Source organism: Kitasatospora sp. NPDC097691, from assembly GCF_040302665.1.
Lineage (GTDB): Bacteria > Actinomycetota > Actinomycetes > Streptomycetales > Streptomycetaceae > Kitasatospora.
The window spans coordinates 157,766-183,922 of sequence record NZ_JBEORY010000002.1 but is presented as its reverse complement, the minus strand read 5'-3'; the positions used below and the strand labels follow the sequence as shown (position 1 = coordinate 183,922).

Annotated in this window: 24 protein-coding genes; 15 read left to right on the top strand and 9 right to left on the bottom strand. The window is 75.1% G+C overall.

From position 1 onward, the window contains the following. Positions 1 to 27: 27 nt before the first annotated feature. The 5 genes from ABTY56_RS02215 to ABTY56_RS02195 all read left to right on the top strand — a co-directional run bounded on the left by ABTY56_RS02215 (position 28) and on the right by ABTY56_RS02195 (position 5,698). Positions 28 to 741 carry a GntR family transcriptional regulator gene (locus ABTY56_RS02215; protein WP_350625581.1) on the top strand — a complete coding sequence of 238 codons (714 nt, stop codon included), beginning with the start codon at positions 28 to 30 and terminating at the stop codon, positions 739 to 741. 107 nt (positions 742 to 848) lie between these two features. Next, entirely contained in the window at positions 849 to 2,111 is a 1,263-nt protein-coding gene (locus ABTY56_RS02210; protein ID WP_350625579.1) for a zinc-dependent alcohol dehydrogenase, read from the top strand. Then, a complete protein-coding gene (locus ABTY56_RS02205) occupies positions 2,108 to 3,385 on the top strand; it encodes an MFS transporter (RefSeq protein WP_350625577.1) in 1,278 nt (425 codons plus the stop codon). Before ABTY56_RS02210 ends, ABTY56_RS02205 begins: the two co-directional genes overlap by 4 nt. Beyond that, a complete protein-coding gene (locus tag ABTY56_RS02200; protein WP_350625575.1) occupies positions 3,372 to 4,703 on the top strand; it encodes an amylo-alpha-1,6-glucosidase in 1,332 nt (443 codons plus the stop codon). Before ABTY56_RS02205 ends, ABTY56_RS02200 begins: the two co-directional genes overlap by 14 nt. A gap of 2 nt (positions 4,704 to 4,705) precedes the next feature. Further along, positions 4,706 to 5,698 (top strand): Gfo/Idh/MocA family protein, encoded by a 993-nt coding sequence (locus ABTY56_RS02195; protein WP_350625573.1) that lies wholly within the window; start codon positions 4,706 to 4,708, stop codon positions 5,696 to 5,698. Between the two features lie 77 nt (positions 5,699 to 5,775). Here ABTY56_RS02195 and ABTY56_RS02190 read toward each other — a convergent pair whose 3' ends face one another. Further along, on the bottom strand, positions 5,776 to 6,501 hold the full coding sequence (locus ABTY56_RS02190; RefSeq protein WP_350625571.1) for an acetate uptake transporter family protein: 726 nt from the start codon (positions 6,499 to 6,501) through the stop codon (positions 5,776 to 5,778). A 400-nt stretch (positions 6,502 to 6,901) separates the two neighbouring features. Here ABTY56_RS02190 and ABTY56_RS02185 point away from each other — a divergent pair, with 400 nt between their 5' ends. Further along, positions 6,902 to 8,236 carry an MFS transporter gene (locus ABTY56_RS02185; RefSeq protein ID WP_350625569.1) on the top strand — a complete coding sequence of 445 codons (1,335 nt, stop codon included), beginning with the start codon at positions 6,902 to 6,904 and terminating at the stop codon, positions 8,234 to 8,236. A gap of 13 nt (positions 8,237 to 8,249) precedes the next feature. Here the strand turns inward: ABTY56_RS02185 and ABTY56_RS02180 are convergent, their stop codons facing one another. From ABTY56_RS02180 to ABTY56_RS02150, 7 genes are all read right to left on the bottom strand, one after another. Further along, entirely contained in the window at positions 8,250 to 9,125 is an 876-nt protein-coding gene (locus tag ABTY56_RS02180; RefSeq protein WP_350625567.1) for a helix-turn-helix transcriptional regulator, read from the bottom strand. A gap of 114 nt (positions 9,126 to 9,239) precedes the next feature. Further along, a complete protein-coding gene (locus ABTY56_RS02175) occupies positions 9,240 to 10,082 on the bottom strand; it encodes a class I SAM-dependent methyltransferase (protein ID WP_350625565.1) in 843 nt (280 codons plus the stop codon). Continuing rightward, positions 10,079 to 11,578: a 4-hydroxyphenylacetate 3-hydroxylase family protein gene (locus tag ABTY56_RS02170; RefSeq protein WP_350625563.1), complete on the bottom strand. Its 1,500-nt coding sequence runs from the start codon at positions 11,576 to 11,578 to the stop codon at positions 10,079 to 10,081. Before ABTY56_RS02170 ends, ABTY56_RS02175 begins: the two co-directional genes overlap by 4 nt. After that, the gene (locus tag ABTY56_RS02165) at positions 11,575 to 12,117 is read right to left on the bottom strand and encodes a flavin reductase family protein (protein WP_350625561.1); all 543 of its coding nucleotides are present in this window, start codon (positions 12,115 to 12,117) and stop codon (positions 11,575 to 11,577) included. The genes ABTY56_RS02170 and ABTY56_RS02165 overlap by 4 nt, the downstream gene beginning before the upstream one ends. Beyond that, the gene (asnB, locus tag ABTY56_RS02160) at positions 12,114 to 13,949 is read right to left on the bottom strand and encodes an asparagine synthase (glutamine-hydrolyzing) (RefSeq protein WP_350625559.1); all 1,836 of its coding nucleotides are present in this window, start codon (positions 13,947 to 13,949) and stop codon (positions 12,114 to 12,116) included. Before asnB ends, ABTY56_RS02165 begins: the two co-directional genes overlap by 4 nt. Position 13,950: 1 nt before the next feature. Continuing rightward, positions 13,951 to 14,844 (bottom strand): hypothetical protein, encoded by an 894-nt coding sequence (locus ABTY56_RS02155; protein ID WP_350625557.1) that lies wholly within the window; start codon positions 14,842 to 14,844, stop codon positions 13,951 to 13,953. Positions 14,845 to 15,177: 333 nt separating this feature from the next. After that, on the bottom strand, positions 15,178 to 16,143 hold the full coding sequence (locus ABTY56_RS02150) for a LuxR C-terminal-related transcriptional regulator (protein WP_350625555.1): 966 nt from the start codon (positions 16,141 to 16,143) through the stop codon (positions 15,178 to 15,180). Between the two features lie 641 nt (positions 16,144 to 16,784). Here ABTY56_RS02150 and ABTY56_RS02145 point away from each other — a divergent pair. From ABTY56_RS02145 to ABTY56_RS02115, 7 genes are all read left to right on the top strand, one after another. Further along, positions 16,785 to 17,729, top strand: coding sequence for an ABC transporter permease (locus ABTY56_RS02145; RefSeq protein ID WP_350625553.1), 945 nt, complete (start codon positions 16,785 to 16,787; stop codon positions 17,727 to 17,729). A gap of 1 nt (position 17,730) precedes the next feature. Then, on the top strand, positions 17,731 to 18,612 hold the full coding sequence (locus tag ABTY56_RS02140) for an ABC transporter permease (RefSeq protein WP_350625551.1): 882 nt from the start codon (positions 17,731 to 17,733) through the stop codon (positions 18,610 to 18,612). Continuing rightward, positions 18,609 to 19,391 (top strand): ABC transporter ATP-binding protein, encoded by a 783-nt coding sequence (locus ABTY56_RS02135; protein WP_350625549.1) that lies wholly within the window; start codon positions 18,609 to 18,611, stop codon positions 19,389 to 19,391. The genes ABTY56_RS02140 and ABTY56_RS02135 overlap by 4 nt, the downstream gene beginning before the upstream one ends. Continuing rightward, positions 19,388 to 20,209: an ABC transporter ATP-binding protein gene (locus tag ABTY56_RS02130; protein ID WP_350625547.1), complete on the top strand. Its 822-nt coding sequence runs from the start codon at positions 19,388 to 19,390 to the stop codon at positions 20,207 to 20,209. Before ABTY56_RS02135 ends, ABTY56_RS02130 begins: the two co-directional genes overlap by 4 nt. Positions 20,210 to 20,221: 12 nt before the next feature. Continuing rightward, entirely contained in the window at positions 20,222 to 21,847 is a 1,626-nt protein-coding gene (locus ABTY56_RS02125; protein ID WP_350625546.1) for an ABC transporter substrate-binding protein, read from the top strand. Positions 21,848 to 21,883: 36 nt separating this feature from the next. Continuing rightward, complete coding sequence (locus tag ABTY56_RS02120; protein ID WP_350625544.1) at positions 21,884 to 22,909, top strand: LLM class F420-dependent oxidoreductase; 1,026 nt, start codon at positions 21,884 to 21,886, stop codon at positions 22,907 to 22,909. 92 nt (positions 22,910 to 23,001) lie between these two features. Beyond that, positions 23,002 to 24,096: an LLM class flavin-dependent oxidoreductase gene (locus ABTY56_RS02115; protein ID WP_350625542.1), complete on the top strand. Its 1,095-nt coding sequence runs from the start codon at positions 23,002 to 23,004 to the stop codon at positions 24,094 to 24,096. Between the two features lie 27 nt (positions 24,097 to 24,123). Here ABTY56_RS02115 and ABTY56_RS02110 read toward each other — a convergent pair whose 3' ends face one another. Next, complete coding sequence (locus tag ABTY56_RS02110; protein WP_350625540.1) at positions 24,124 to 24,624, bottom strand: signal peptide protein; 501 nt, start codon at positions 24,622 to 24,624, stop codon at positions 24,124 to 24,126. 289 nt (positions 24,625 to 24,913) lie between these two features. Here ABTY56_RS02110 and ABTY56_RS02105 point away from each other — a divergent pair, with 289 nt between their 5' ends. Both ABTY56_RS02105 and ABTY56_RS02100 read left to right on the top strand, forming a co-directional pair. After that, positions 24,914 to 25,216 (top strand): hypothetical protein, encoded by a 303-nt coding sequence (locus ABTY56_RS02105; protein ID WP_350625538.1) that lies wholly within the window; start codon positions 24,914 to 24,916, stop codon positions 25,214 to 25,216. 97 nt (positions 25,217 to 25,313) lie between these two features. Further along, positions 25,314 to 26,135, top strand: a complete 822-nt coding sequence (locus ABTY56_RS02100; RefSeq protein WP_350625536.1) for an ATP-grasp domain-containing protein — start codon at positions 25,314 to 25,316, stop codon at positions 26,133 to 26,135. Positions 26,136 to 26,157 lie beyond the last annotated feature (22 nt).

The following is a 26,157-nucleotide window of genomic DNA, read 5'->3' as shown; positions in this document are numbered from 1 at the left end:
CGTAGTCTCAATTTCGGAGGCCCCCTTTTGGAAACGGATTTCGCGCCCAGGTACCACCGGATCGAACAGGCACTGAGAAACCGGATCGCCAAGCACCGGCCGCACGACCCCCTCCCGTCGGAGGCGGAGTTGTGCGAGGAATTCGGGGTGAGCCGCATGACCGCCCGGGCGGCCGTTCAACGACTCGTCACGGAAGGTCTGGTGTACCGGGTGTCCGGGCGCGGGACATTCGTCGCGGAACCGCCGACCCACCGTCGCGCGGAAAACCTTGTCAGATTCAGCGAGGAAATGCGCAGACAGGGCCGGAAGCCCTCGTCGCAATTGATTTCGGCGAGCCTCCGGGCCGCGCTGCCGGAGGAGGTCCACCGGCTCCGGCTGCGGAGGTCCGCCCAGGTCGTGGAGGTCGCCCGGGTGCGGTCGGCCGACGGGATCCCCACCGCGCTGGAACGGGCGGTGTTCCCCGAGGACCTCTCCGCCCTGCTGGAGGTCGACTTCCGGACGGCGTCGATGCACGAGACGCTCACCGGGCTCGGCCGGACACCGACCCGCGGACACTCGTCCATCAGGGCCGCCACGGCCGGCGAGCGGGAGGCGGAGCTGCTGGCGGTGGCTCCGGGGACCGCCCTGCTCGTCGAGGAGCGCCTCATCATGGACCAGGACGAGCGCCCCCTGGAGCTCACCGAAACCCGGTACGTGGGCGACAGGTACGCGCTGGACGTCGCCTTCGAAGTCGATTCCTGAGAGCGAACGGCGCCGACCGAACCACGCAGGATGAATTTCCGGCGGGGGACTGCACGATCGGCGGGCGACACCGCCCGCCGATTCCGGTAGTGGAATGACACACAGGCGTGGAGGGAACAACCGTGTACGCGTACCTGATGACCTCTCCCGGGGAGATAAACCGCACCCTGGTGCCCGACCCGGAATGCCGCGAGGACGAAATCCTGCTGCAGACCGAAGCGGTTTCCATCTGCTCGACCGACGTCTCCTACTTCCGCGGCCACCTCTTTCCGGAGGACTGGCCGATCATTCCCGGGCACGAATACGTGGGAAGGGTCGTCGAAGTCGGCAAGCGGCTCCGGGACGACGTCCGGCCCGGCGACCGGGTGACCTACTGGGGACAGACCGACTTCGGCGGGATGGCCGAGTACCGGGCGCTCCGGCCGCTCTTCCCGGGCCGGCTCGGCGTCGAGACCGCCTGGTACACCGGCCGCAACTTCTACGACGCCGACCAGGCCGCGGCCGTCGTCCTGCCGCCGCACGTGCCCTCGGACCTGGCCTCCGTCATCGAACCGCTGACCTCGGTCCTGCGGTCGTTACTGCTCAACCCCCCGAAACCGGGTGACACCTGCGTCGTCCTCGGCTGCGGTCCCAGCGCCCAGCTGGCCGTCCAGGTGCTGCACCGCCACCTCGGCGCCGGCTCGATCACCGTGCTGGACCGCAACAGCGACCGGATGGCCGTCGCGCTGCGCCACGGCGCCTCCCGCGCCTTCAACACCGACACCCAGGCGGCGGAGCTCGAAGCGTACGTGCGCGAACACCACGACCAGTACGCGGACTACGTGTTCGACGCACTGCCCCACATCGCGGCACCGGGGCGCCCCGCCGGGCAGGCCGACGGGCCGGGCAAGGACATCCGGGAGATCGCGATGGGCCTGCTGCGCCCCGGCGGCTCGTACGTCATCTACGGCGCGACGGCCGTCCCGCAGCGGCTCAACACCTGGATGATCCTGGCCAAGGGCCTGAAGCTGCTCTCCACCCCCTTCGACGTCCGCTCCTTCCCGATGGCCCGCTCCGCGCACGTCACCGCCGTGGCCCTGCGGCTGGTCGAGTCCGGCCTGGTCGACCCGGCCCCGCTGATCACCACCCGGGCCTGCCTCGACGACGAGGACGCCGTCCGCGAGGCGTTCACCGGCTACGGGCGGGGCGCCTCGATGAAGACCTCGCTGCTCGCCCCGTCCGTCCTGCTCGACCACGTACGCCGCACGGCTGCGGAGGCCGCCGCGGCGCCCTCGCTCGTCCCCTCCCGCGCCTCCGCTGTCCCCACCGCCCTCCCCGCCGCCCTCCCCACCGACGGAGCCTTCGCCGAGCAGGCCGGGATACCGGGGTGACCGGCACGTCGGTGCCGGTCGGTGCGGATCACCGCGCCCCCGTCTTCGTCCGGGACCGCCTGACCGCCACCGCGTACGGCGGACTGGCCGTCTACGCCTACCTCCTGTACGCACTCGGCCCGCTGCTGCCGCTCCTGCGCCGGGACCTGAAGCTGTCCTACGCCCTGATGAGCCTGCACTCGACGGCCTTCGCAGCCGGCGCGATGCTCACCAACCTGCTGTTCCGCCGCCTCCGCAGCCGGCTGGGCCACCGGGTGCTCTTCTGGTCCGCGCTCGCCGCCCTGGCCGCGGGCTCACTCCTCCTGGCGACCGGACTGTCGGCCGCCGTCACCCTCGGCGCGGCGGTCCTCGGGGGCGTCGGCGGGGCGCTGCTGCAGACGACGGCACTGGCGGTGCTGGCCGAACACCACGGCGCGCACGAGTCCCTCCGGGCGCGCGCCCTGGTCGAGGCCAACGCGGCCGCGAGCCTCAGCGCCCTCGCCGCGCCCCTGGTCATCAGCGGCCTGGAGGGTGCCGGGGCGTCCTGGAACTGGTCCCTGGTGCTGCCCGCCCTCGCGCTCGCGGCGATGTACCCGGCGCTCCGCCACGAGCCGCTGCGCCCACGCCCCGCCGCCTCCGCCGCGATCGCCTCCCGCGCGAAGGCCGCCGGGGACGCGGCGCAGGCCGGCCGCCCGCCCGGCTCGTTCCCGTTGCGCGCCGCCCTGTGCGGCCTCGTCGTGGGCTTCGAGTTCTGCCTCGCCTACTACGCCGCCCCCCTGCTCACCAGCGCCTTCGACCTGACGGACAGTCAGGCATCGGTGGCACTGGCCCTGTTCTACGGCGGCGAGCTGATCGGCCGCCTGGCGGGCAGCCGGCTCACGGCCGGCACCCGCCCCACCCGCTCGGCCGCGCTGGTGGCCGGCGCCCTGACCGTCGCCGCCGTCGGCTTCCTCGCCCTGTGGCTCGCCTCCACCACCTGGCTCGCCCTGCTGGGCCTGACCCTCGGCGGGCTCGGAGTCGCCAACCTCTTCCCGCTGACTCTCTCGCTCGCGGTGAGCGCGGCGCCCGGCCGCACCGACCAGGCCACGGCCCGCGTCCAACTCGCCGTCAGCACCTGCATCATGCTCGCGCCCCTGTTGCTCGGCACCCTGTCCGACCACCTCGGCGTCCGCTCGGCCTTCGGCCTCGCCGGCTGCCTGCTGCCCCTCGCCGCGCTACTGCTCGCCGCCGGGCGAAGCCGCCCGGCCGGCGCCGACGCGTCCTCCTCGGGAGTCACCCCGCATGTCCGTCACTGAGAGCTCCGCCAAGGCCCGCGACACGCTGGCCCGCAACCACCGCACGGGCTTCTCCCGGGCGGCGCAGCGCAGCTACGACTTCACCTGCCCCTCCCCCGACAGCTACCCCTTCCAGTGGGCCTGGGACAGCAGCTTCCACGCCATCGCCCTCACCCACGTCGACACGCGGCGGGCCCGGGACGAACTGCGCTCCCTGCTCGGCGCGGTCACGCCGACCGGCTTCCTGCCGCACATGGTCCTCTGGCAGGACGACCTCAGGCCGCGCGCCACCGCCGACTTCCGGATCGACCTCTGGGAGGGGTGGCGGTCCGTCACCATCGCGCCGCCCGTGATCGCCCGAGCCGTCGAGCGGGTGTACCGGGCCACCGGCGACGACCTCTGGCTGCGCCGCGTCCTGCCGCCGACGCTCGCCTTCTTCCGCTGGCTCAGGGACCACCGCACCAGCCCCGGCACCGGGCTGCTGGAGATCTACCAGCCCGACGAGTCCGGACTCGACAGCAGCCCCAAGTACGACGCCGCGCTCGGCATCCAGGCGGCCCCCGAGGGTGCCGTGCACACCGCCTGGCACCACGCCATGCGGTCGCTGATCACCGCCTACGCCTCCCCCTCCCGCACGCCCGAGGCCCCGCTCCGCGACCGGAAGCTGTTCGTCTGGAACGACGTGCTCGTCAACACCGTCTACGCCGACGGGCTGGCCTGCCTGGCACGCCTCGCCCGGACGGCCGGACCGAACGGGCGCACGGCGGAGCGGCTGGCCGAGGAGTCCCGCGCGATCGGCGCCGCGCTGATGCGGCACTGCTGGGACGAGGCGACCGGCGCCTTCCACGACCTCGACCTCGTCGCCGGGCGGCGCAGCGACGTCCTCACGGCGAGTGCGCTCCTGCCCGTCCTCCTCGACTCCGTGCCGGACTCCGCCGCACACCGCGTCATCGAACAACACCTGTTGAACGAGCGGGAGTTCTGGCTCCCCCACCCCGTCCCCAGCGTCGCCGCCACCGAGCCGTCGTACGACCCCTCGTTCCGCACCGGGGCCATCTTCCGCGGCTCCAGCTGGGTCAACCTGAACTGGTACCTGCACTGGGGCCTTCGCCGCCGCGGCTACCACGCGGAGGCCGACACGCTCGCGACGCGCACCTGCGCCCTCGTCGCGGCCTCGGGCACCCGGGAGTGCTACGGCCCGGAGGACGCCGCCGGGCACGGCGCACGGTCCTTCGGCTGGAGCTCGCTCGTCCTGGACCTGGCCGCCGCAACGACGACGACGACGGAGTCGACGGCAACGACGGCAACGACCGAGCCGACGGGAACGGAAGAGGACTGACCATGGCCAACTGGGGTTTCCTGGGCGCCGGTTCGATCGCCGCCTCCAGCCTCGCACCCGCCGTCCACGCGGCCGATGGCCCGCGCCTGCACGCCGTCGCCGCGACCGACGCCCGGCGCGCCCGCGCCCTCGACCCGGCCCGGGTGTACACCCGCTACCAGGAACTGCTGGACGATCCCGACGTCGACATCGTCTACGTCGCGCTCCACAACAGCGCCCACCGTCCCTGGGTGGAGCGCGCCCTGCGCGCGGGCAAGCACGTCCTGTGCGAGAAGCCGCTCGGGCTGACCGCCGCCGAGGTCGGCGCCATGACCGCCACCGCCCGCGCCACCGGACGACTGCTCGTCGAGGCGGCCTGGAACCGCTGGCATCCGCGCACCCGGGACCTCGAATCCATGATCACCCGTGGCGCGATCGGCACCGTCCACACCGTCACCGCCCGGTTCGACGGCCTCGCCCCCGCTCCCGGCAACTACCGCCTCGACCCCGCCCTCGGCGGCGGCGCCCTCTACGACGTCGGCTACTACGCCGTCGCCGCCGCGCTCGCCGCCTTCGGCTGGCGGAGCCCGGGGGTCGTCCGGGCCGAACAGGACCACTGGCACCCCGGCTCCGCCGACTCCGCCACCCGCTTCCTGCTCGACTTCCCCGGCCGGGGCACGGCCGAGATCGGCTGCTCGCTCATCGGCGGCATGTCCGAGACCTTCACCACCACCGGTACGGACGGCTCCCTCACCCTCACCCCGCCGGCCTTCTGCGCCGGCTCGGCCCCCAGCACGCTCACCACCGGCACGCTCAGCACCGACACGCTCACCCCCGCCGACGACGGCCGTCACCGCCACTACCCGCCCCAGGACCCCTACCGCCTCATGGTCGAGTCGGTGGACGCCGCGGCCCACGGCGACACCGCGGCCCACCTCGTCCCGCTCGCGCAGTCGCTCCTCATCGCCGCCACCCTGGACTCCGTCCGCAGCCGCCTCGCCCGGCGGGCCGCCTGACGCTCGTCCGCCCGCACGGGCCCCACACCCGGTGCGCCCCGCGGCCGCCCGGGGAGGCGGTGCGGGGCACCGGGCGTTCAGAGCGTGCGGCGCACGCCCGCCTGGCGTTCCAGGTTGCGGAGCTGGACGGCCAGATCGCCGTGGACGGCGGCGCGGGCGGGGCCGCTGCGGCCGATGGGCAGCACCTCCTCGCTCCGCATGTCCTCCAGCATCAGGGCGAACGCCGCGTACATCGCGACGAGCGCCACCAGGAGGCCGAGCGCCCCGGACGTGCGCGTCAGCCACTCGGCGCCGGTGAGGCCGGAGAGCCCGGTCGCCGCCCAGCGGGGCAGGGAGGCCGCCAGCACGAACCAGAGCGCCCGCTTGGGCCGGGTCACGGCGGTCATCAGCGCCCCGAAGCAGAGGAACGCCAGGTTGAACACGCCCAGCACCCGCAGCCCGTCGGCCGCACCGGTGAACATGACGAGCGAGTAGGCCAGCCAGCTGCCCGCGAACACGCCCATCAGTGTCGCCGCGATCACGTCGCGGGCGCCGAACGCCAGCACGCTGACCAGGAGTTGCAGGGCGAAGGCGGGCAGCACGCACAGGGCGACGGCGCCGCGGGCCTCGGGCCCGAAGATCCCGAGCTGGAGGCAGCCCGTCATCACGGAGGCGATCGCCACCGTGAAGAAGCCCAGCGGCATGGGTGAGGCGATGGGTCGCAGGTTGATCCGGGTCATCGACCGGAGGTCCGGTTCGAAGCGGCGTTCCTGAGGAGCGCCCGACCGGTCGGCCGGTGCTCCGTCGGGTGAGGCTGTGGTCATCGTGCGGATCCTCGTTCGGTGGTCGTCGCGGGGGCCGAGGAATCCGCCGCCCCGGCGGCTCGGCACTCCCCGACGCTACGACCGCCCGGCCCGACCCGCTGTACGCCCCGCGCCCGGAGGCTGCCACGACAGCGCACGACAGCACACGGCTGCACACGGCTGCACACGGCTGCACGCGACGGCCCACAGCACACAGCTGCGCAGGACGGCCCACCAGCGGCACCCCGTGCGCGGGCTCAGCCTGTGAGCCGGAGTCACAGGATCACCGCCTGTCTGGCTGGCCGCCCGGGCGGTCCGCAGGATGGGCCGCATCGGACGCCCTGTCAGCCGTCGCGCGGCCGCTTCCGCCCGCCGTCCGAGGGCCCGGCCGCGCGCCCGTACGAGAAGGTGGTACTTCACCGTGAGCAGCATCTCCGACCCGCCCCGGCCCGACCGGGCCGAGGACGCCCTGCCGTCGGACACGTCGGCACGGGGCTTCGACCGGTGGCGCTACGCCGGGGTGTTCCTCCTGCTGTTCCTGTTCGGCACGGAGACCTTCCTGGTCTCGCCGCTGCTGCCGACCATCGCCGACTCGGTCCACACCAGCGAGGCGGCCGCCGCGTCCAGCGTCACCGCGTACGTGCTGGTGTACGCCGTGGCCGCGCCCTTCCTCGGGCTGCTGAGCGACCGGTTCGGCCGCCGCCGCACCCTCGTCGTGGGCAGCGCGCTGTTCGTCCTGTCCAACGCCGCGGCGGCGCTGTCCACCGGGCTGACCCTGCTGGTGGTCTCCCGCGCGGTGGCCGGGCTCGCGGCGGCCGCCGCCGGGCCGGCGATCTGGGCGCACATCGCCGAGACCGCGCCTGAGGCGGTGCGCGGGCGCGCGCTGGGCCTCGGGATGGCGCTGTTCTCCTGCGGCCAGGTGATCGGCGTGCCGCTCGGCGGCTTCCTGGCCGGGCTGGCCGGCTGGCGCTCGGCGTTCTGGGCGCTCACCGTCGGCACCGCCGCGGCCGTGCCGCTGCTGCTGCGCCAGGTCCGGGGCCGTACCGCACCGGCGCAGGCACAAGCCCAGGCACAGGCGCCGCGGGTGGGCGCCGTACGGGCCATCCTGGCCGGCTGGGCCGACCCGACCCTGCGGCGCGCCCTGCTGGTCAACACGGTCTTCAACACGGCCAACCTGGGCGCCTACACCTTCCTCGGCGCGGTGCTGGTGCAGCGCTTCGACCTGTCGGTGGAGGCACTCGGTCTGGTGGGTGTGCTGGTCGGTGCCGGCAGCATGGCCGGCTCGCTGCTGGGCGGCCGGCTCGGCGACCGGGCCAGGACCGCCGGGCGCTCCGACCTGCCGCTGCTGCCGCTGTGGGGCGTCCTGCTGGCGGTGGGGATCACGGTCGCGGCCAAGGGCCCGGGCCTGGCGCTCGCCCTGGCCGGGGTGACCGTGTGGTTCCTGGCCTCGGGCGGCTTCGTGACGGACCAGCAGACGCTGGCGGGCACCATCGCCCCGGAGCTGCGCGCGACCTCCAGCGCGTGGCTGACGTCGACCATGTACGCGGGCACCGGGGTCGGCGCCTGGGCGGTGGGCGCGTTCGGGGACGTCGTGGACGGCACGCTGCTGGTCGGCGGCGGGCTGGCGGTGCTGGCCGCGCTCGGCGCGGCGGCGGTCAGCCTGGGGCTGCGCAGGGCGAGTGCGGCGAGCACGGCCGCCGGCGCCACCCCCGCCGCCACCACCCCCACCGGCGCCACGGCCACGGAGAAGGTCTGAGGCCCCGACCGGCTCAGCCGACCCGGCGCTCCTGCTCCACGCCGCCGACCGCGCGCAACGGATGCTCGACCAGTTCGGTCATCCGCGCCCGGTCGGCGTCGCCGCTCGGGGTGAACAGCAGCACCGTCGCCGAGGGGTCGTCCACCGGGTGGAAGGAGGACAGGGTCAGCCGGACCGGGCCGAGGCCGGCCGGCTCGACGGTGACGGTACGGACGGTCAGCTCCGCCACCGAGTGGCACCCCCACCAGTGGCGGAGCTCCGGCGCGTCCTCGTCCAGGTGCCGGTAGACCTCCCGGGTACGGGGGTCGGCGAGAGCGGGGCCGGCCTGGGCGCGGAAGTGCTGGAAGACGTTCATCGCGAGCGGTTCCCAGTCCCGCAGCACCGCGCGCACCCGCCGGTGGGCGGCCATCACCCACATCAGGTTGCGCCGGTCCGCGGGCACGCACTCGGGCGAGCCCCAGAGCGCCCCCCACGCGGCGTTCCAGCCGCGCAGGTCGAAGTGCCGGTCGAGCAGGACGGCCGGGCTGGCGGACCAGGAGTCCAGGACGGGCTGGATGGCCTCGGCGATCCGGTCGGTGCCCTCCGGGCCCGCGGTCGGCGCGGGCTCGTGGTAGCCGGCCAGGCGCAGGGCGTGCCGAAGGCCGGCGTCGTCCAGCCGGAGCACGCGGGCGATCGCCTCCAGCACCTGCCGGGAGGCGGCGACCCTGCCCTGTTCGACCCAGGTGTACCAGGCCAGGCCGACCCCGGAGAGGGAGGCGACCTCCTCGCGGCGCAGGCCGGGGGTGCGGCGGCGGGTGGTGGCGGTGAGCCCGACGTCGGCGGGCTTGAGGAGTTCGCGGTGGGCGCGCAGGAAGGCGCCGAGTTCCCGTCCGGCGGGGGGAGTTGACACGGGGGGCTCCTCGGCGATGCAGGTGGGTCCGGTGCTGACAGCCTCAGCGTAGGCGCAGCCCGCCGCTCCTCCCAGGGGTGAGCGGCGGGCTACACATGCTGTTAACGATCCGGGCTAACGGGGGGTCAGGGTCCAGAGTCGGACGGCCATGTGGCTGACGTGTCCCAGCTCCCGCTGCCGCCTCCAGGCGCTCTCGCCGACGGCGCGGAAGAACGCGGCCCGCTGCTCCTCCGGCACCAGGCGGCTGTAGTAGTCGCCGAAGGTGGCGGCGTGGAAGTGCTCGTACTGCGCGGCGCTGTCGACGGTGACGACGGCGTCGCGCTCCCGGTGGCCGGCGACCGCGAGGTGCGGGGCGATCACCGCCGTGAGGTCCTCGACGGTCCTGGTACGGGTCGCGATCGGCAGCACCCCGCCGCGTGCGAAGGCGCCGGGCACCTCGTCGTCCGGGGTGCCGAGGGCGACGAGGGCGTCGCGGACGAGGTCGTCCTCGCCGCCGAGGCCGTGCTCGTCCCGGGCGGGGTGGTAGGTGGTGAGCAGGAACCGGCCGCCGGGGGCGAGGTGGGCGGCGGCCCAGGCGAAGATCCGTTCCTCGTCGGGGTACAGCCAGTGCAGCACCGAGGTCTGGGTGATCACGTCGGCGCGGAAGGGCAGCGGCTCGGGGGCGGTGAGGTCGGCCCGGTGCAGGGCGGCCCGCTCGCCGTACGGCCGGAGCCGGGCGGCGGCCTCGGCGATGCGGTGCTCGGAGCGTTCCAGGCCGACGGCGCGGCGCAGGGTGGGGAAGCGTTCCAGCGCGGCCTGCAGCAGCTGGCCGATCCCGCTGCCGAGGTCGATCAGGGTCTCGGGGGCGCCGGTGACCTCGCCGAGCACCCAGTCGCGGTCCTGGACCTGGCGCAGTCGGCTGGCGTCGGCGTACCCGGCGAGGGTGCGGGCCTGGATCTCGACGGCGGACGTGCTCACTTCTCGTTCTCCTCGGTGCCGGTGGGCCGGTCGACCAGGTCCAGCAGGCGCCCGCGGGCCTCGCTCTGGTCGTACCGCTTGAAGATGTTGATCCGGTTGCGCGCGAGGTCGCCGCGGTGCACGTGCTCGTAGAGGTCCTGGCGCTGGCCGAAGCCGTCGCCGGTGAGCTCCCAGGCGATCCGGAACAGGCGGGACTTGCGTTCGGCGTCGATGCCGCGCCCGCGCATGTAGCGGTCCAGGTGCGGGCGCAGCCGGGGGTGGGCGAGGTCGGCGGCGGTGGGCTGGATGAGCAGGCCCGAGGCGCCGATCCGGCGGACGATCTCGACGGCGCTGCCGGCCACCTCGGCCGACCAGACCCGGGAGGCGGCGGTGTCGCCGGGGGCGAACAGGCCGCCGTCGGTGGGGCCGCCGCGGGCTTCGGCGGCGTCCAGGAAGTACTCGGTGAGTTCGGCGTAGCCGGCGAGGCGGCCGAGGTCCTCCTGGATGGTGCGGAAGCCGTCCACGCCGATCGCCTCGGCGACGAGGGTGGCGGTGGCGAGCAGGGTGCGCAGCCGCTCGCGGTAGCGGACGTGGCCGATGTAGGCGCTCCAGGCGTTGATCCGGCCGAGGCCGAGCCGGGCGAGGCCCGCGTCGCGCAGCAGGAAGACGCGGTCCCAGGGCACCAGGACGTCGTCGAAGAAGAGCATCGCGTCCTGCTCGTCGTACCGCGCGCCGAGGGGGTGGTCGTGGCCCCAGGGGGCGCTGCCGAGCGGTTCGCGGGCGAGGGTGATCAGCCCGGGGGTGTTGAGCGGCAGGGCGAACCAGGTGACGAACTGCTCGCCGCGGCCTTCGGTGAAGGAGGCGGAGAGGTAGACCAGCACCTCGTGGGCGAGCGGGGCGAGGGTGGTGAGCTGCTTGGCGCCGCGCACCACGATGCCCCGGTCGTTCTCCTCGATGACGCGCAGGGCGAGGTCCGGGTCGTCGAGCGGGTCGGCGGAGCGGTCGATCTGGGGGTCGCCGAGGGCGTGTGAGAGCACGAGGTCGTTGGTGGCGCAGTACCGGTACCAGGCTTCGGCGTTGGCGCCGAAGCGCGGGTCGGCCTCGGCGAGCCGGTGCCGGAAGTCGTAGACGCCGACGGCGATGGAGGCCATGAAGGCGGGCGAGCGGCCCTGCTGCCCGAGTGCTTCGGCGTGCCAGAACTCGGCGCTGCGGCGCTGGAGTCGGAGGTCGTCGAGGGTACGCGGGGGCTGGTAGGCGCGGGCGAGGCGCAGGCCGCTGTCCGGGTCCTGCCAGGTGAGCAGCTCGCGGTGGTCGGGGTCGTGCTGGAGGTCGAGCAGGCGGGCGAGCTCGTCCACGGCCGGTCGGAAGGCCGGGTGGTCGGCGGGGTCGGCGATCCGGCGGCCGTCGAGGTAGAGCTCGCGTCCGTCGTCGAGTTCGGCCCGGTAGCGGTCGCCGGTGAGCAGGCCCCGGGCGGTGGCGGGCGCGCCGCGACCGGTGGTGGTTTCCAGCAGTGTCATGCGCGGACTCCGGTGGTGGTGAGGGGGTGCGGGGCCAGGAGGCGGTACTGGCCGTCGTGGTAGAGGAGGGGTTCGCCGTCGGCGCGGTCCGCGGCGGCGACCCGGCCGATCAGGATGGTGTGGTCGCCGCCGGGGAGGGCCGTGTGCAGCCGGCAGTCGAACCAGGCCAGGGCGGACTCGACGAGCGGCGCGCCGGTGGCGGCCGTCCGCATCGGTACGGCGGTGAAGGCGCCGAGCGCGCGCCCGGCCCCGGGGGTGGCGAACCGCCGGGCGACGTCCGTCTGGTGGGCCGTCAGGACGGAGAGGCCGAAGCGTCCGGAGGCCCGGACGGCGGTCACCAGCGGGCTGTGCCGGCCGACCGCGACGGTGACCAGCAGCGGGTCGAGGGAGAGGGTGCCGAACGAGGAGACCGTCTTGGCGAAAACCTCCTCGTCGGCGGCGGTGGTGACGACGGCGACCCCGGTGGTCCAGCCGCGGGAGGCGGCCCGGAAGTCCTGCTCGGTGGCGTTCCCCGTGGACCGGGTCAGGGCTCCGCTCATCGCAGCCCCACCCGGTAGGCGCGCAGCCATTCGTCGACCTGGACCAGGTGGTCGAGGCCGCCGACCGGGTTGGGCGCGGTGCGCGGGCTGGGCAGCGGCCGGCCCTCGGCGAGCAGTCGGCGGACCAGGTCGCGGTCCACCAGCTCGAAGACCGGCGCGTTCGGGTCGGCCAGCAGCTCCTGCGCCCGGGCCGTGAGCACCTCGGTGTAGCGGACGGCGGGGGTGGAGGGGTAGCCGCTCTTGGGCCGGTCGGCGACCTGCGGCGGGAGGAGGTCCCGGACGGCGTCGCGCAGCAGGCCCTTGGCCCGGCCGTCCGGCGCCTTGAGCGCCCACGGGACGTTCCACAGGTACTCCACCAGCCGGTGGTCGCAGAACGGCACCCGGACCTCCAGGCCGACCGACATCGAGACCCGGTCCACCCGGTCCAGCAGCGGGGGAAGCCAGCGGGTGAGCGCGAGGTGGAAGACCTCGCGGATCCGCGCGTCGCGGGCCGGTTCGCCGGGCAGGCGCGGCACTTCGCCGAGCGAGCGGTGGTACGCGGCGGCGGTGTACTCCTGGGGGCGCACCTCGGCCCGGACGTCCGCGCGCAGCAGGTCCGCCGGGGTGGCCTTGCCGTGCAGCCACGGGAAGGTCGCCGCGCCGATCGCGTCGGCGTCGTGGAAGTAGGGGTAGCCGCCGAAGATCTCGTCCGCGGCCTCGCCGGAGAGCGCGACGGTGGAGCGCCGCCGCACCTCGCGGAAGAGCAGGTGCAGGGAGGCGTCCATCTCGCCCCACCCCGGGCGGTCGCGGGCCCGCAGGACGGCGTCGCGGGCGTCCAGCAGGTCGTCGTCGGGCACCAGGACGGTGGTGTGCAGGGTGCCGATGTGCTCGGCGGCGGCCTCCACGTAGGGGGCGTCGCGGGTGGTCCGCCAGGCGTCGGGGGTGCGGTCGGCGCTGCCGGGGAAGTCGACGGAGAAGCTGGTGATCTTGCCCTGGCCGGCGCGTTCGCGGGCGGCGGCGGCCAGCGCGGTGACGGCGCTGGAGTCGACGCCGCCGGAGAGCAGGGTGCACAGCGGCACGTCGCTGATCAGCTGCCGTTCGACGGCGTCGGCGAGCAGTTCCCGGACGGTCCGCCGGGTGGTCGCGGCGTCGTCCCGGTGCTCGGCGGACTCCGGCCGCCAGTACCGGACTTCGCGGGTGGCGGCGCGGGTGACGACCACCAGGTGGCCGGGCCGGACCTCGTGCAGGCCGCGGAAGATCCCGTGGCCGGCGCTCGGCGCGGCGGGCAGCGCGAACAGCTCGGCGATGCCCTCGGCGTCCAGTTCGGCGCGGAACAGCGGGTTGGCGAGCACCGCCTTCGGCTCGGAGCCGAACAGCACGCCGCTGCGGTGGGCGTGCCAGTACAGCGGCTTGATGCCGAGGTGGTCGCGGACGAGCAGCAGCTCCTCGCGGCGGGTGTCCCACAGGGCGTAGGCGTAGATGCCGTTGAACCTGGTCGGCGCGGACCTGCCCCACTGGAGGTGGGCGCGCAGGACCACCTCGGTGTCGGAGCGGGTCCGGAAGACGTGGCCGAGGGCCTCCAGTTCGGTGCGCAGCTCGCGGTGGTTGTAGAGCTCGCCGTTGTAGGTGAGGACGGCTGCCGGGTCCGGTCCGGGGCGGTCGGCGAGGGGCTGGGCGCCGCCGTCCGGGTCGATCACGGACAGCCGGCGGTGGCCGAGGGCGGCGTGCCGGAAGAGCCGGACGCCGTCCGCGTCCGGGCCCCGGCAGGCCAGGGTGGCGGTCATCTCCCGGACGGTCCGGGCCTGGTGGAGCAGGTCGGTGTCCCAGTCGATCCAGCCGGTGATTCCGCACATCTCAGGACTCCCCGGGTTCGTCGGTGGCGGCGGCCTCGGTCGTTCCGGCGGACGAGGCGGACCCGGCCGCGGTCGCGGTCGCCGTCGCGGACCCGGTCGCGGTCGCGGACCCGGTCGCGGTCTCGGTCTCGGCCGCGGTCGCGGTCGCGGTCGCGGACTCCCAGCGGCAGCCGTGGCCGGTCGGGCCGTGGGTCAGCCGGTGCGCCGGCCGGTAGCCCTTGGCACGGATGTTGGCGGACAGCGCCTCGGTGCAGTAGGTGCAGGGCGAGGCGAGGGTCAGCCGGACGCCCGAGCGCCGGGCCTTCTCGCGGTAGTCCCAGATCGCGCAGTGCGTGATGGTGAGCGCCGCGTGCTCGGGGCCGGGCTGCGCGTCGTCGTCGAACTCGTAGTGCGAGCCGTACAGTTCGGCCTGCCGGGCGATCCGGTGGATCGGGTCGGCGGCGCCCCGGCCGTGGTCGGGCTCGACCTCGCGGTGCACCTCGGCGTTGGACCTGGCCCAGTCGCCGAGCACCTGCTCGCCGTAGCGCAGGACGAGGAAGCGTTCCATCAGCGCCTGGTCACGGAAGAACACCCGCTGCCACTCGACGGCCGGCGCGTCCGGCGCGGGCAGGTCGGCGAAGAGCTCGGACTGCAGGACGAACCAGTCGGTGAGGTGCAGTTCGTCCCCGCGTGACACCAGGTACCGCGTCAGACCGGCCTCGGCCTCGTGCAGCCGCTGCCGCCAGAGCGCGGACCGCTCGGCGTCCGGCATCCCCCGGTACGGGGACCTCGGCGCCTCCGCACCGGGGTGTCGTTGGCTCGCGGCTGCCAGGACCGCCGTGCGCGGGCCGGCCTCGCCGCCCGCCCGGGCAGCGGAGCCGGTCGCGGCTCCGGTCCCGTCGGACACACCCCCCATCGGGCCATCTCCCTTCGGCTGAACGATCCTTCGGACCGTCGTGTGGTCGTCGTTCCCGCCACGCTACGAAGCGGCCCGGGCGCCCCGGTAGCCCCGAACGGCGCCGGTCAGGGCGCCGATCGTCGCCGTACGGATGCTCCGAAGGTCGCCCGGCCGAGCCCTGCACCAGCTCTCCCCCGGACACGACGGGCCCCGGGCACGACGGGCCCCGGGCACGACGAAGGGCGGGCCCCGGGCACGACGGGCCCCGGGCACGACGAAGGGCGGGCCCCGCGTACCGGCGGGACCCGCCCTCGGGCGGTACCTGTGTGTCTCCGTGTGTGGGCGGCCGGACTACCCGGCGAGCCCGTGACGGTGGGCGTAGAGCGCGGCGCGCAGCCGGTCGGGCTGCCCGATCTTGCGCATGGCCTGGGTGAGGTGCTTCTTCACGGTGGCCTCGGCCAGGGCGAGTTCACGCCCGATCTCGGCGTTGCTCAGCCCGTGCCCCAGCTTGACCAGCACCTCCCGCTCGCGCTCGGTCAGTCCGGCCCGCTGCGGCGGCAGCTCGCCGAGGTGCCGCGCGGGGGCCGCCGCGTGGATCCGGGCAGGGGGCGGCGCCGGCAGGAACACCGACCCGCCGGCCGCGGCGAGTTGGACCGCACCGATGATCCGCTCCCCGGCCAGGTCGAGCGGGAAGCACCCGCTGGCTCCGGCCAGCAGCATCCGGCTCGCCTCGGCGGTCGACTCGGCCCGGCGCAGCAGCAGGACCCGCGCGTCGGGCGCCCCGTCCGGTCCGCGCAGTGCCACCACGGCCGCCAGGTCCTCCTCCAGGCTCGCGCCGCGGCCGAGCAGCACGACGTCGGGGGCGATGCGGCGCACGGCCGCCACCGCGCGCAGCGGGTCGCCGGTGGAGCCGACCACCGTCAGGCCGGGCGCGGCCGCCAGCACGCTGCGCAGCCCGGCGCTGGCCACGGAGTGCCGCTCGACCAGGAGCACCCGGGCGAGCGCGGTGCGGTCGCGGGCCTCGTCCACGCACATCGGGTGGCCGCAGCCGCAGCCGGCGGCCGCCCGGCTCCCGGCGGGCGGCGCCGGTTCGGCCAGCAGCTGGTGACCGGCGATCAGGTCGAGCGGGTTGTCGGTCTCGGCGTGCGGCCGGGCCTGCCCGGTGGCGGGGGCGTCCCCCGCACCGGTGCCGCCGCCGCAGGCGCCGCGGCGGGCGGGAAGCCGCCGGCCGCGCGGGCCGGTCGGGAGGCTCGGGCCGGCCGGGGCGGTCGGTCCGGTCAGGCCCGTCGGTGCGGTGAAGGTGCTCACTGCCGCCATCGGGCACCTCCGGGGACGGAGGCTGGACGTCTGTGGTGTGGCATGGCGATGCGGTCCCCCTAGCTGGTGGCCGGTCGGCCCCCATGGACGCGGTGTGCTGCGACAGGGATCCGTCGGGGACGCGACGGGCGTCGGGCGCGGATCCGGGAGAGGAGGGGGCGCCGACCGCGGCGGGTGTGGACCGGGGCGGTCAGCGCGCGGCGCGCGGTCGACAGAGCTCGTCGAAGGACCTGCGGTGCCACGAGCCGCCGATCCCCACCAGGGTGAAGTCGGTCCGCCGGATAGCCATGCCGGGAACCCTAGGTCCGGTTCCTTGTGCAGGTCAAGGACGGGACCGGGCTCCGGCAGCCCGGGCAGTGACGCTCCCGCCACCACGGATCCTGTGACCACGGGTAACAGCATCAGGAACTGACTGGCTGTCCGGGCCGTCCGTCCGCAACGCTCCTCCAAGCGGCCTCGGCCGTCGCGACGGCGCCCCGACGGCCGGCGACGACCCCCGCCCCATCTGGCCGAACACCCGTGCCCTGCAGCCGAACTGACGGCCAATCACCCATGACTCCAAGGAGCAGCACCGCCATGCCCGCCCCGCCCCACCGGCCCGCCGCAGGCCCGCCCGGCGCCCCGTCCCGGAGGGCCGACGGGTGACCGGGTTCCTGCTGCGCCGGCTCCTGCCGGCCGTCCCCACGCTGCTCGGCGTCACCGTCGTCGTCTTCGCGACCGTCGCGCTCGTCCCCGGCGATCCGGTCGCCGCCTTCCTCGGCCCGGGCGCGCCGCCCGAGGCCCGCCGGGCGCTCGCCGAACGGCTGGGCCTGGACCAGCCGTTGCCCGTCCGCTACGCCGACTGGCTCGGCCACGCGCTCACCGGCGACCTCGGCACCTCCGTCTCGGGCCAGCGCCCGGTCGCCGACCTGCTGCTCCCCGCCCTCGGCCAGACGCTCACCCTGACCGCGGCCGCGTTCCTGCTGGTGCTGGTCGGCGGGGTGGCGCTCGGCGCCCTCGGTGCGCTGCGCCCGCGCGGCCCCGCCGGCCGGATCTCCGGCGCGCTGTCCACCCTCGCGGTGTCCGCCCCGCAGTACTCGGTGGCGCTGCTGCTGATCGCGGTCTTCGCGGTCGGACTGCGCTGGCTGCCGGCCGGCGGCACCCACGACGTGTTCGGCTCCGGCGGCCCGGCCGACCTGGCCCGGCACCTGGTCCTGCCGGCGGTCGCCGCCGCGCTCGTGCCGCTCGGGCTGACCGCGCGGGTGTTCCGGGCGTCGCTGGGCACCGTCCTGGCCGGTGAGCTGGCCGACTCGCTTCGTGCCCGCGGCCTGCGCCCGGCCGCCGTGCTGCGGCACTGCGTGCACAACGCCTCGCCCGCGCTGCTGACCATCGGCGGCCTGCAACTCGCCTACCTGCTGGAGGGGGTGGTCTTCGTGGAGACCCTGTTCGCCTGGCCCGGCATCGGCCGGCTGCTGTACGACGCGCTCACCGCCCGCGACCTGCCCCTGGTGCAGGGCGGGGTGCTGGTGGTGGCGGTCGCGTTCGTCGGCGTCAACGTCCTGGTGGACGCGGCGCACGCGGCGATCGACCCGCGGGTGAGGATCTGACGTGTCGGTTCCGTGGCTCAGACGCAACCTCGGCCCGGCCGTACCCGGCGCCCTCGCCGTGCTGCTCGTCCTGCTCGCCCTCGCCGCGCCGCTGGTCGCCCCGTACGACCCGGCCGCCGGACGGCTCGCGGACCGGCTGCTCGACCCCGGCAGCCCCGGGCACCCGCTCGGCACCGACGGGCAGGGCCGCGACCTGCTGAGCCGGCTGATCTGGGCCGGGCGCGCCTCGCTCACCGGCGGGCTCGTGCCGGTCACCGTCGCCACCGTCGCCGGCACGCTGCTCGGCATCACGGCCGGGCTCGGGGGCCGCTTCACCGAGCAGGCCCTGCTGCGCACGCTGGACGTGCTCTACGCCTTCCCCGGGGTGCTGCTGGCGATCGCCGTCGCCTCGCTGCTCACCCCCGGCCTGGGCGCGACCGTGCTCGCGCTGTCCGTGGTGCTCACCCCCGCCGTGGCCCGGGTCGCGTTCACCGAGACCCGGCGGATCCACGCCTCCGAGTACCTGGAGGCCGCCCGGGTCAGCGGCGCCGGCCGGGGCGCGCTGGTGCTGCGCCAGGTCGCCCCCGTGGTGGCACCGGTGGTGCTGGTGTACGCCTCCTCGCTGGTGGGGCTGGCCGTCGTGTACGCCGCCGGGCTGTCCTTCCTCGGGCTCGGGGTCGCCCCGCCGACGGCCGAGTGGGGCGCGATGCTGGACGAGCTGCGGCCCTCGCTGCTCACCCACCCCTGGGTGGCGGTGCTGCCGGCCCTCGTCATCCTCGCCGTCTCGGTGGTGTTCAACACCCTCGGCGAGGCGCTGCGCACCCGCATCGGCGACGGGGCCGCCCACCTGCCGCGGGCCACCCGGCCCGGGCCGGCCCGCACGGCCGAGCAGGTGGTCCGATGAGTGCCCTGCTGGAGATCGACGGTCTGTCGGTCGTGTACCCGGGAGGTGTCCGGGCCGTCGACGGGGTCTCCCTCGCCCTGCCGGCCGGCGGCGCCCTGGTGCTGCTCGGCGAGTCCGGCAGCGGCAAGACCACCGTCGCCCGCACGGTGCTCGGGCTGCCCGGGCGCGGCGCCGCCGTCACCGGGGCCGTCCGCCTCGCCGGGACGGACCTGCGGGCGCTCGACGAGCGCGCCCTGTGCGACGTCCGCGGCCGGCGGATCGGCTACGTGCCGCAGGACCCGGGCGCCTCGCTCGACCCGCTGCGCCGGATCGGCCCGCAGCTCGCCGAGGTGCTGCGCCGGCACGGGATCGCCGACGGTCGGCGGGCCGCCCGCGCCGCGGTCCCCGGGCTGCTCGCCACCGCCGGCGTCCCGGATCCGGAGCGGGTCGCCCGGGCGTACCCGCACGAGCTGTCCGGCGGCCTGCGCCAGCGCGCCGCGATCGCCCTCGCGATCTGCTGCGGCCCGGAGCTGCTGGTCGCGGACGAGCCGACCACCGCGCTGGACGCCCTGGTCCGCGGCCGGATCCTGGACCTCTTCGGGACGCTGCGCGCCGACTGCGGCATCGCGCTGCTGCTGGTCACCCACGACCTCGCGGTGGCCCGCCGGATCGGCGGCACGGTCGCGGTCATGCGGGCCGGCCGGGTCGTCGAGCTCGGCCCGGCCGAGCGGGTGCTCCACCGGCCCGACCACGCCTTCACCGCCGCCCTGGTGGCCGCCGAACCGGGAGCCCGCCGATGAACCGGGACACCACACCTCCCCTGCTCGCCCTGGACGACGTCGGAAAGCGCTACGGCGGCCGGGCCGCCCTGCAGGGCGTCAGCCTCACCGTCGCCCCCGCCGAGACCGTCGGCCTGGTCGGCGAGTCCGGCTCCGGGAAGTCGACCCTGGCCCGCCTCGCCCTCGGCCTGCTCGCCCCCGACTCCGGCACCGTCCGCTTCGCAGGCCGCGACCCGTACCGGCTGCGCGGCCGGGCCGACCGCGCGCTGCGGGGCCGGCTGCAGTTCGTCCCGCAGCACCCGCGCGGCTCGCTCAACCCGAGCCTGCGGGCCGGGGAGGCGGTCGCCTTCGCGCTGCGGCTGCACGGCACCCCGCGGGCCGAGCGCGCCGCGGCCGTCGCCCGGCTGTTCGCGCAGGTCGGTCTGGAGCCCGCGCTCGCCGCCCGCTTCCCGCGCGAGCTGTCCGGCGGGCAGCTGCAACGGGTGGCCGTCGCCCGGGCCCTGGCGACCGGGCCCGACCTGCTGGTCTGCGACGAGCCGACCTCCGCCCTGGACCGCAGCGCGCAGGCCCGCCTGCTCGACCTGCTCACCGAGCTGCGCGAACGCACCGGCCTGGCCTACCTGTTCATCTCCCACGACCTCGCCGTCGTACGCCGCCTCGCCCACCGGGTGCTGGTGCTGCGGCACGGCCTGGTGGTCGAGGAGGGCCCCGCCGACCGCCTCTGGGACTCCCCCGCACACCCGTACACCCGGGCCCTGCTGGACGCCGCCACCGGCACCGCCCCGCCCGCGCTACGACCGCCCGACACGACGAACCACCGCTCCACCGACCGTATCTGACGAGGAATCACCATGACGCGCACCGCCCGTACCTGCTCCAGAGCCGTCGCCCTGCCGGCCGCCGTCGCCCTGCTCGCCGCGGCGGCCGGCTGCGCCGGGCCCGGCGGCTCCGGCGACGGCTCCACCGGGGCGGGCGGCGGCGCCGGCCGCGGCGGGACCCTGGTCATCGGCGCCACCGGCAAGCTGCCCAACACCGACACCGTGATCGGCGGCGCGGGCTTCGAGGGCAAGCGGCTGGTCTCCTTCCAGCTGTACGAGGGCCTCACCCGCTACGAGCTGCTGAAGGACACCGACAAGCCGCCGGCGGTCACCGGCGCCCTCGCCACCGACTGGCAGGTCGCGGCCGACCGCACGACCTGGACCTTCACCCTCCGCAAGGGCGTGAAGTTCCAGGACGGCACCCCCTTCGACGCCGACGCCGTGGTCTTCAACCTGGCTCGCTACCTCGACAAGGGCAGCCCCGAGTACACCGACGCCCTCGGCGCCGCCGCCGCGGAGTACGCGGGCGACATCGTCTCCTACCGCAAGACCGACGCCGACCACGTCGAACTGGTCACCAAGGAGCCCAACGGCCACTTCCCGGAGGACCTCGCACACGTCCTGATCGCCAGCCCCACCGCCGTCCGCAAGTCCGGCTCGGCGGACTTCGCCCGGCACCCGGTCGGCACCGGCCCGTTCTCCTTCGTCTCGCAGACCGAGGGCCAGCAGATCGAGCTCGCCGCCAACAAGGACTACTGGCGCGGGGCCCCGAAGCTCGACCGGCTCGTGGTCAAGGCGCTGCCGGACGCCGCCGCCCGCACCGCGGCCCTGCGCTCCGGCGGCGCGAACTGGATCGAGTACCCGAATCCGGACGACATCGACAGCCTCGAGTCCGACGGCGTCACCATCGCCACCAACAGCTACGACCACCTCTGGTACTGGATCCTGGACACCTCCAAGGCCCCCTGGGACGACCCGCGGGTGCGCCGGGCCGCCAACTACGCCATCGACCGCGAGGCCATCGCCCAGAAACTGCTGCACGGCACCGCCGACCCCGCCTACCAGGCCGCGCCGCGCGCCACCGCGGCCTACGACCCCGCCGGGGACGCCTACTCCCACGACCCGGCCAAGGCCCGGCAGTTGCTGGCCGAGGCCGGCGTCCCGAACGGCTTCACCACCTCCGTCACCGTGCCCACCGGCGGCAGCGGCAACCTGCTGCCGGTGCCGATCGCCGAGGCCGTCCAGCGGGACCTCGCCGCCGTCGGCATCAAGGTCGAACTGCGCACCACCGACTGGACCACCCTGGTCGGCGCCGAGGCCAAGGGCCGGGTGGCGCTCGGCTCCGACGCCGTCGCGCAGTCCACCACGCTGTTCCAGTCCGAGGCGCTGCTGCCGCTGTTCATCGGCTCCACGAGCCCGTTCTGGACCGGCCACTACACGAACCCGCAGGTCGACCACCTGCTCGCCGCCTCGGCCGCCGATGCCGACCAGGCCGCCCGACAGGCCGGCTACCGCAAGGCCCTCGCGCTCGTCACCCAGGACGCACCCTGGCTGTTCGTGGTCAACGACCGTAATCCGCGGGCCCTTTCACCGAAGGTGCACGGGCTCGTCCAGCCACAGTCCTGGTTCCTCGACCTGACCACGGTCTGGGTCGGCTGACCAACCCCCCGGCCCTACAGAACGGACACCCGCCCGATGACCACCCCGCACCCCCCGCACCACCACACCGAGACCGAGCCGCCCAAGTGGGGCATCACCCTGCCCCTGCCGGGTCTGACGATCGACCGGCACCGCTTCCTGGTGGAACGGCTGCCCGACCTGGGCTACACCGACGTGTGGAGCGCCGAGGGCGGCGGCACCGACGCCTTCACCCCGCTGGCCGCCACCGCGGCGTGGTCCCCCTCGCTGCGGATCGCCACCGGCATCGTCCCGGTGCACACCCGCGGCCCGGCGGTGCTCGCCCAGACCGCCGCGACACTCGCCCAACTCGCGCCCGGACGCCTCCTGTTGGGCATCGGCGCCTCCGTCCCCGCGCACGTCACCGACATCAACGGCATCCCCTTCGACGAGCCGTTCAAGCGCACCCGGGACGTGCTGCGCTTCGTCACCCGGGCCCTGCGCGGCGAGTACGTCACCGGCGGGTTCGACACCTTCGACATCACCGGCTACCGGCTGCCGCACCCGCCCGCCGAGCCGGTCAAGGTGATCCTGGGCGCGCTGCGGCCCACCATGCTCAAGCTCGGCTTCACCGAGGGGGACGGCGCCATCACCAACCTGCTGTTCCCGCACGACGTGCCGAAGATCCTGGACACCGTCGGCCCGCAGCCGCCCGGCAAGGAACTGGTGGTGAAGGTCTTCGTCTGCCCCACCGAGGACACCGACTACGCCCACCGCGCCACCCGGCCGTTCCTGGCCTGGATCCTCAACCGCGAGCCGTACCGGAAGTTCCACGAGTGGCTGGGCCACGGCGAGTTGCTCGCCGAGACGCACCGCCTGTGGGCCTCGGGGGACCCGGAGGGCGCCCAGAAGGCGCTGCCGGACGAAGTCGTCGACGGGCTCTTCGTCAGCGGCTCCCCGGAGGAGTGCCGCGAGCGCATCCTCGCCTACCACCGCCCGGGCGTCACCACCATCCAGCTGTACGTCTCGCTGCCGCCCGAGGTGTTCGTCAGCCGGGCGAGGCTGCTCGACACCCTGGCCCGGCTCGGCCCGGCCGCCCGCTGACCCGCCCCGCCCCCTTCACGTCCCTTCCCTTCCCGTCCGAGTTCCCGTCCGTTCCCGTCCGTTCCCGTCCGAGTTCCCACCGAGGAGCGCCCATGCCCCTGGAGATCCGCGGCGGGGTCCGCGCCGCCCCCGTCCCCGGCAGCACCCCGCAGGAGCGCCAGGCCCTGCGCTGGGCTCCCGACGGCCGCGACCGCACCGCAGACCCCGTGTACGTCGCCCGCACCGCGCGCGAGAACGAGGAGGACGGACTGGACAGCGCCCTGGTGGTGCAGTCCAGTTCGTGGCCCGACCCCTGGCTGGTGGCGTCCTGGGCACTGGCCGCCACCAGCCGGCTGCGCATCGCCGTCGCCCACCGGGTCGGCACCACCGCCCCCACCGTGGCCGCCCGCTCGCTGGCGACCCTGGACCGCCTCTCCGGCGGACGGGCGGCCGCGCACGTCGTCATCGGCTCCAGCGACCGCGACACGGCCCGCGACGGCGACCTCCTCGACAAGGCCGAGCGCTACCGCCGGGCCGAGGAGTACCTCGACCTGTTCACCCGCTACCTGGCCGCCGACCGGGACATCGACCACAAGGGCGAGTTCTACACCGTGGCCGCCGCGCGCCCCGGCCTGCACCCCGGACCGGGCGGCGAGTTGCTCTCCTTCGGCGGCTCCTCGCCGCAGGGCCTCGACCTCGCCGCCCGCTACGCGCAGGTGTACGCCGTCGGCCCGCTGCCCCTGCCCGACACCCGGCGGCGGATCGCCGAGGCCCGCGCCGCGGCCGCCGTCCACGGCCGCTCACTGCGGATCTGGCGGCACGTCACCGTCGTCCTCGCCGACACCGACGAGGAGGCCCGCGACCGTGTCCGCCGACTGCGCCGGGACGCCCTGCGCCTCACCTCCGGCGGCGCCGGCGGCCGCTGGCGCGAGGCCGTGCAGCTCGACCGCGACCGCGAGCGCGGCCGCTCCGACCCCGACCACGGCGACGAGCAGGTGGCCGCCTACATCCGCCGCTCCCTCACCGCCGCCTACGCCGGCTCCCCGGCCACCGTCGCGGCCCGCATCGGTTTGCTCCGCTCGGCGGGCGTGGACATCGTCCAGCTCGACCTCTCCGTCGAGACCGAGCACGACCGGGAGCTGCGCCGCGCCCTCGTCCGCCACCTGCGCGCCGGCCTCGGCACCCCGGCCGACCGCCGCGACTGGTGAACCCGCCCGCGCCCGGTCCCGAGGGCGTCAGCCGTACAGCGCCACCCGGGGCTGGATCGTGCCCGGCGAGGCCTTCAGCACGGTGAGCCGGTAGTGCTGCGTCAGGGTGTGGTGGCCGTGCAGGACCAGCTTCGCCGAGGTCAGGCTGGTGAACAGCGTGCCGGTCTGGCTGCCCAGCGGCACGGTCCTCCAGTGGCCGCCGCTCAGCACCTCCAGCTTGACGTTCGCCGGGCTGAGGAAGGGCCCGTCGTCGGGTGATTCGACGAGGATCTGCGGGGCGACGGTCTGGTCCGCCGCCGTCGGGTTGCGGTACGTGACGGTGATCCGGTGGGGCGCGTGGTCGGTCGGCAGCGGGCGGCTGGGCAGGTCGACGAAGGACGTCGGTACGGCAACCGCCACCGCCTGCGGGCCGGAGACGGCGGGGGCCACCGCGGCGACCGCCGGCGTCGGCAGCGTGAACGCGGCGGCCGGCAGGGCGGCGAGGGCGGTCAGGGCCAGAGCCCGGCCGAGGAGCTTCCTGGTCGGCATGGGGGTCTCCTTCGATCGTTCTCGGCTCCCCCGGACGTCCACCGGTGGCCGGACCTACCCGTCCACCCTGCACTCCGACGGCGCAACGCGCATCCCGCACCGGACCGCGCCGGACCGGGCCGGACCGGGCCGCCCGATCAGGCCCGCCCCGCGAGGTCCGGGAGCCGCCCGGTGCCCGGGCGCCGACGCCGCGACCGTCCGACGCCGTTCGCGGTGGCCGGGCTCGACCTCCGGGGCGACCCTGGAGGGGGCAACTTACTGCCCTGCGCCGAGCCGAGGAGGCCGACCCGTGAGGTTCATCCAGATCATCGAGTACCGGACGAGTCGCATCGACGAGTTCAACGCCCTGCTCGACAGCTGGGTCGAGAAGAACGCGGGCCACCGTCTGGCGACCCGGTCCCTGCAGACCCGAGACCGCGACGGAAACGACGTGTACCTGAACATCGTGGAGTTCCCCTCCCACGAGGTGGCGATGGAGAACTCCGCCCGCCCGGAGACCGCCGAGTTCGCCGCCCGGGTCGCGGCGCTGTGCGACGGCCCGCCGACCTTCCGCAACCTCGACCTGCTGGACGAACGGACCTTCCAGGACTGAGGCTCCGGCCCCGCGCACACCCGCCGGAAGCCCCCGGCCGGGCGGCCGCCCGCCCGGCCGGTAGATTCGCTCCCCCACCACCGACCGAGGGAGCGCCGTGCCCGACCGCCCCAGCCTGCTGTACGTGACCGACCTCGCCTACCCGGCCCGCGGCCGCCGCTACGGCGACGAGGACGTCTTCCTCACCTCCCGGCTGCGGGAGTGGTTCGACCTCGCCCTGTGCCACCCGCTCGACGCCCGGTCCCTGATGGGCCGCTTCGACGCGGTCGTGGTGCGCAACAGCGGGCCGGTGCTGCACTACCGCGAGGAGTACGCCCGCTTCCGCGCCGAGGCCGTGGCAGCCGGCGTACGGGTCTACAACCCGCTGACCGGCCGGGGCGACATGGCCGGCAAGCGCTACCTGCTCGACCTCACCGCGGCGGGCCTCCCGGTCATCCCCACCGTCGACCGGCCGCAGGACCTCGCCCGGCTGCCCGTCGCCGAACGCTACGCGGTCAAGCCCGAGGAGGGCGCCGACAGCATAGGTCTGCGCTTCCTCACCCGCGGGGAACTGGACGGCGTCGAGTGGGGCGGGCTGCTGGTGCAGCCGCGGATCGACTTCCGCTACGAGGTCTCCTTCTACTTCGTGGACGACACCTTCCAGTACGCCCTCCACGCGCCCGACCCGGACCGCCGCTGGGTGCTGGAGCCGTACGAGCCGAGCGCGGCCGACCTCGACTTCGCCCGGAGCTTCGTCGACTGGAACACGCTCGACCACGGGATCCAGCGGGTGGACGCCTGCCGGGCGCCGGACGGGCGCCTGCTGCTGGTCGAGCTGGAGGACCTCAACCCGTACCTGTCCCTCGACCTGGTGCCCGAGGAGACCCGGGAGCGCTTCGTCCATGCGATGGCGGACTCCCTGCACCGCTTCCTGGGCTGACCGCGGAGCGCTCCGCCGCCCG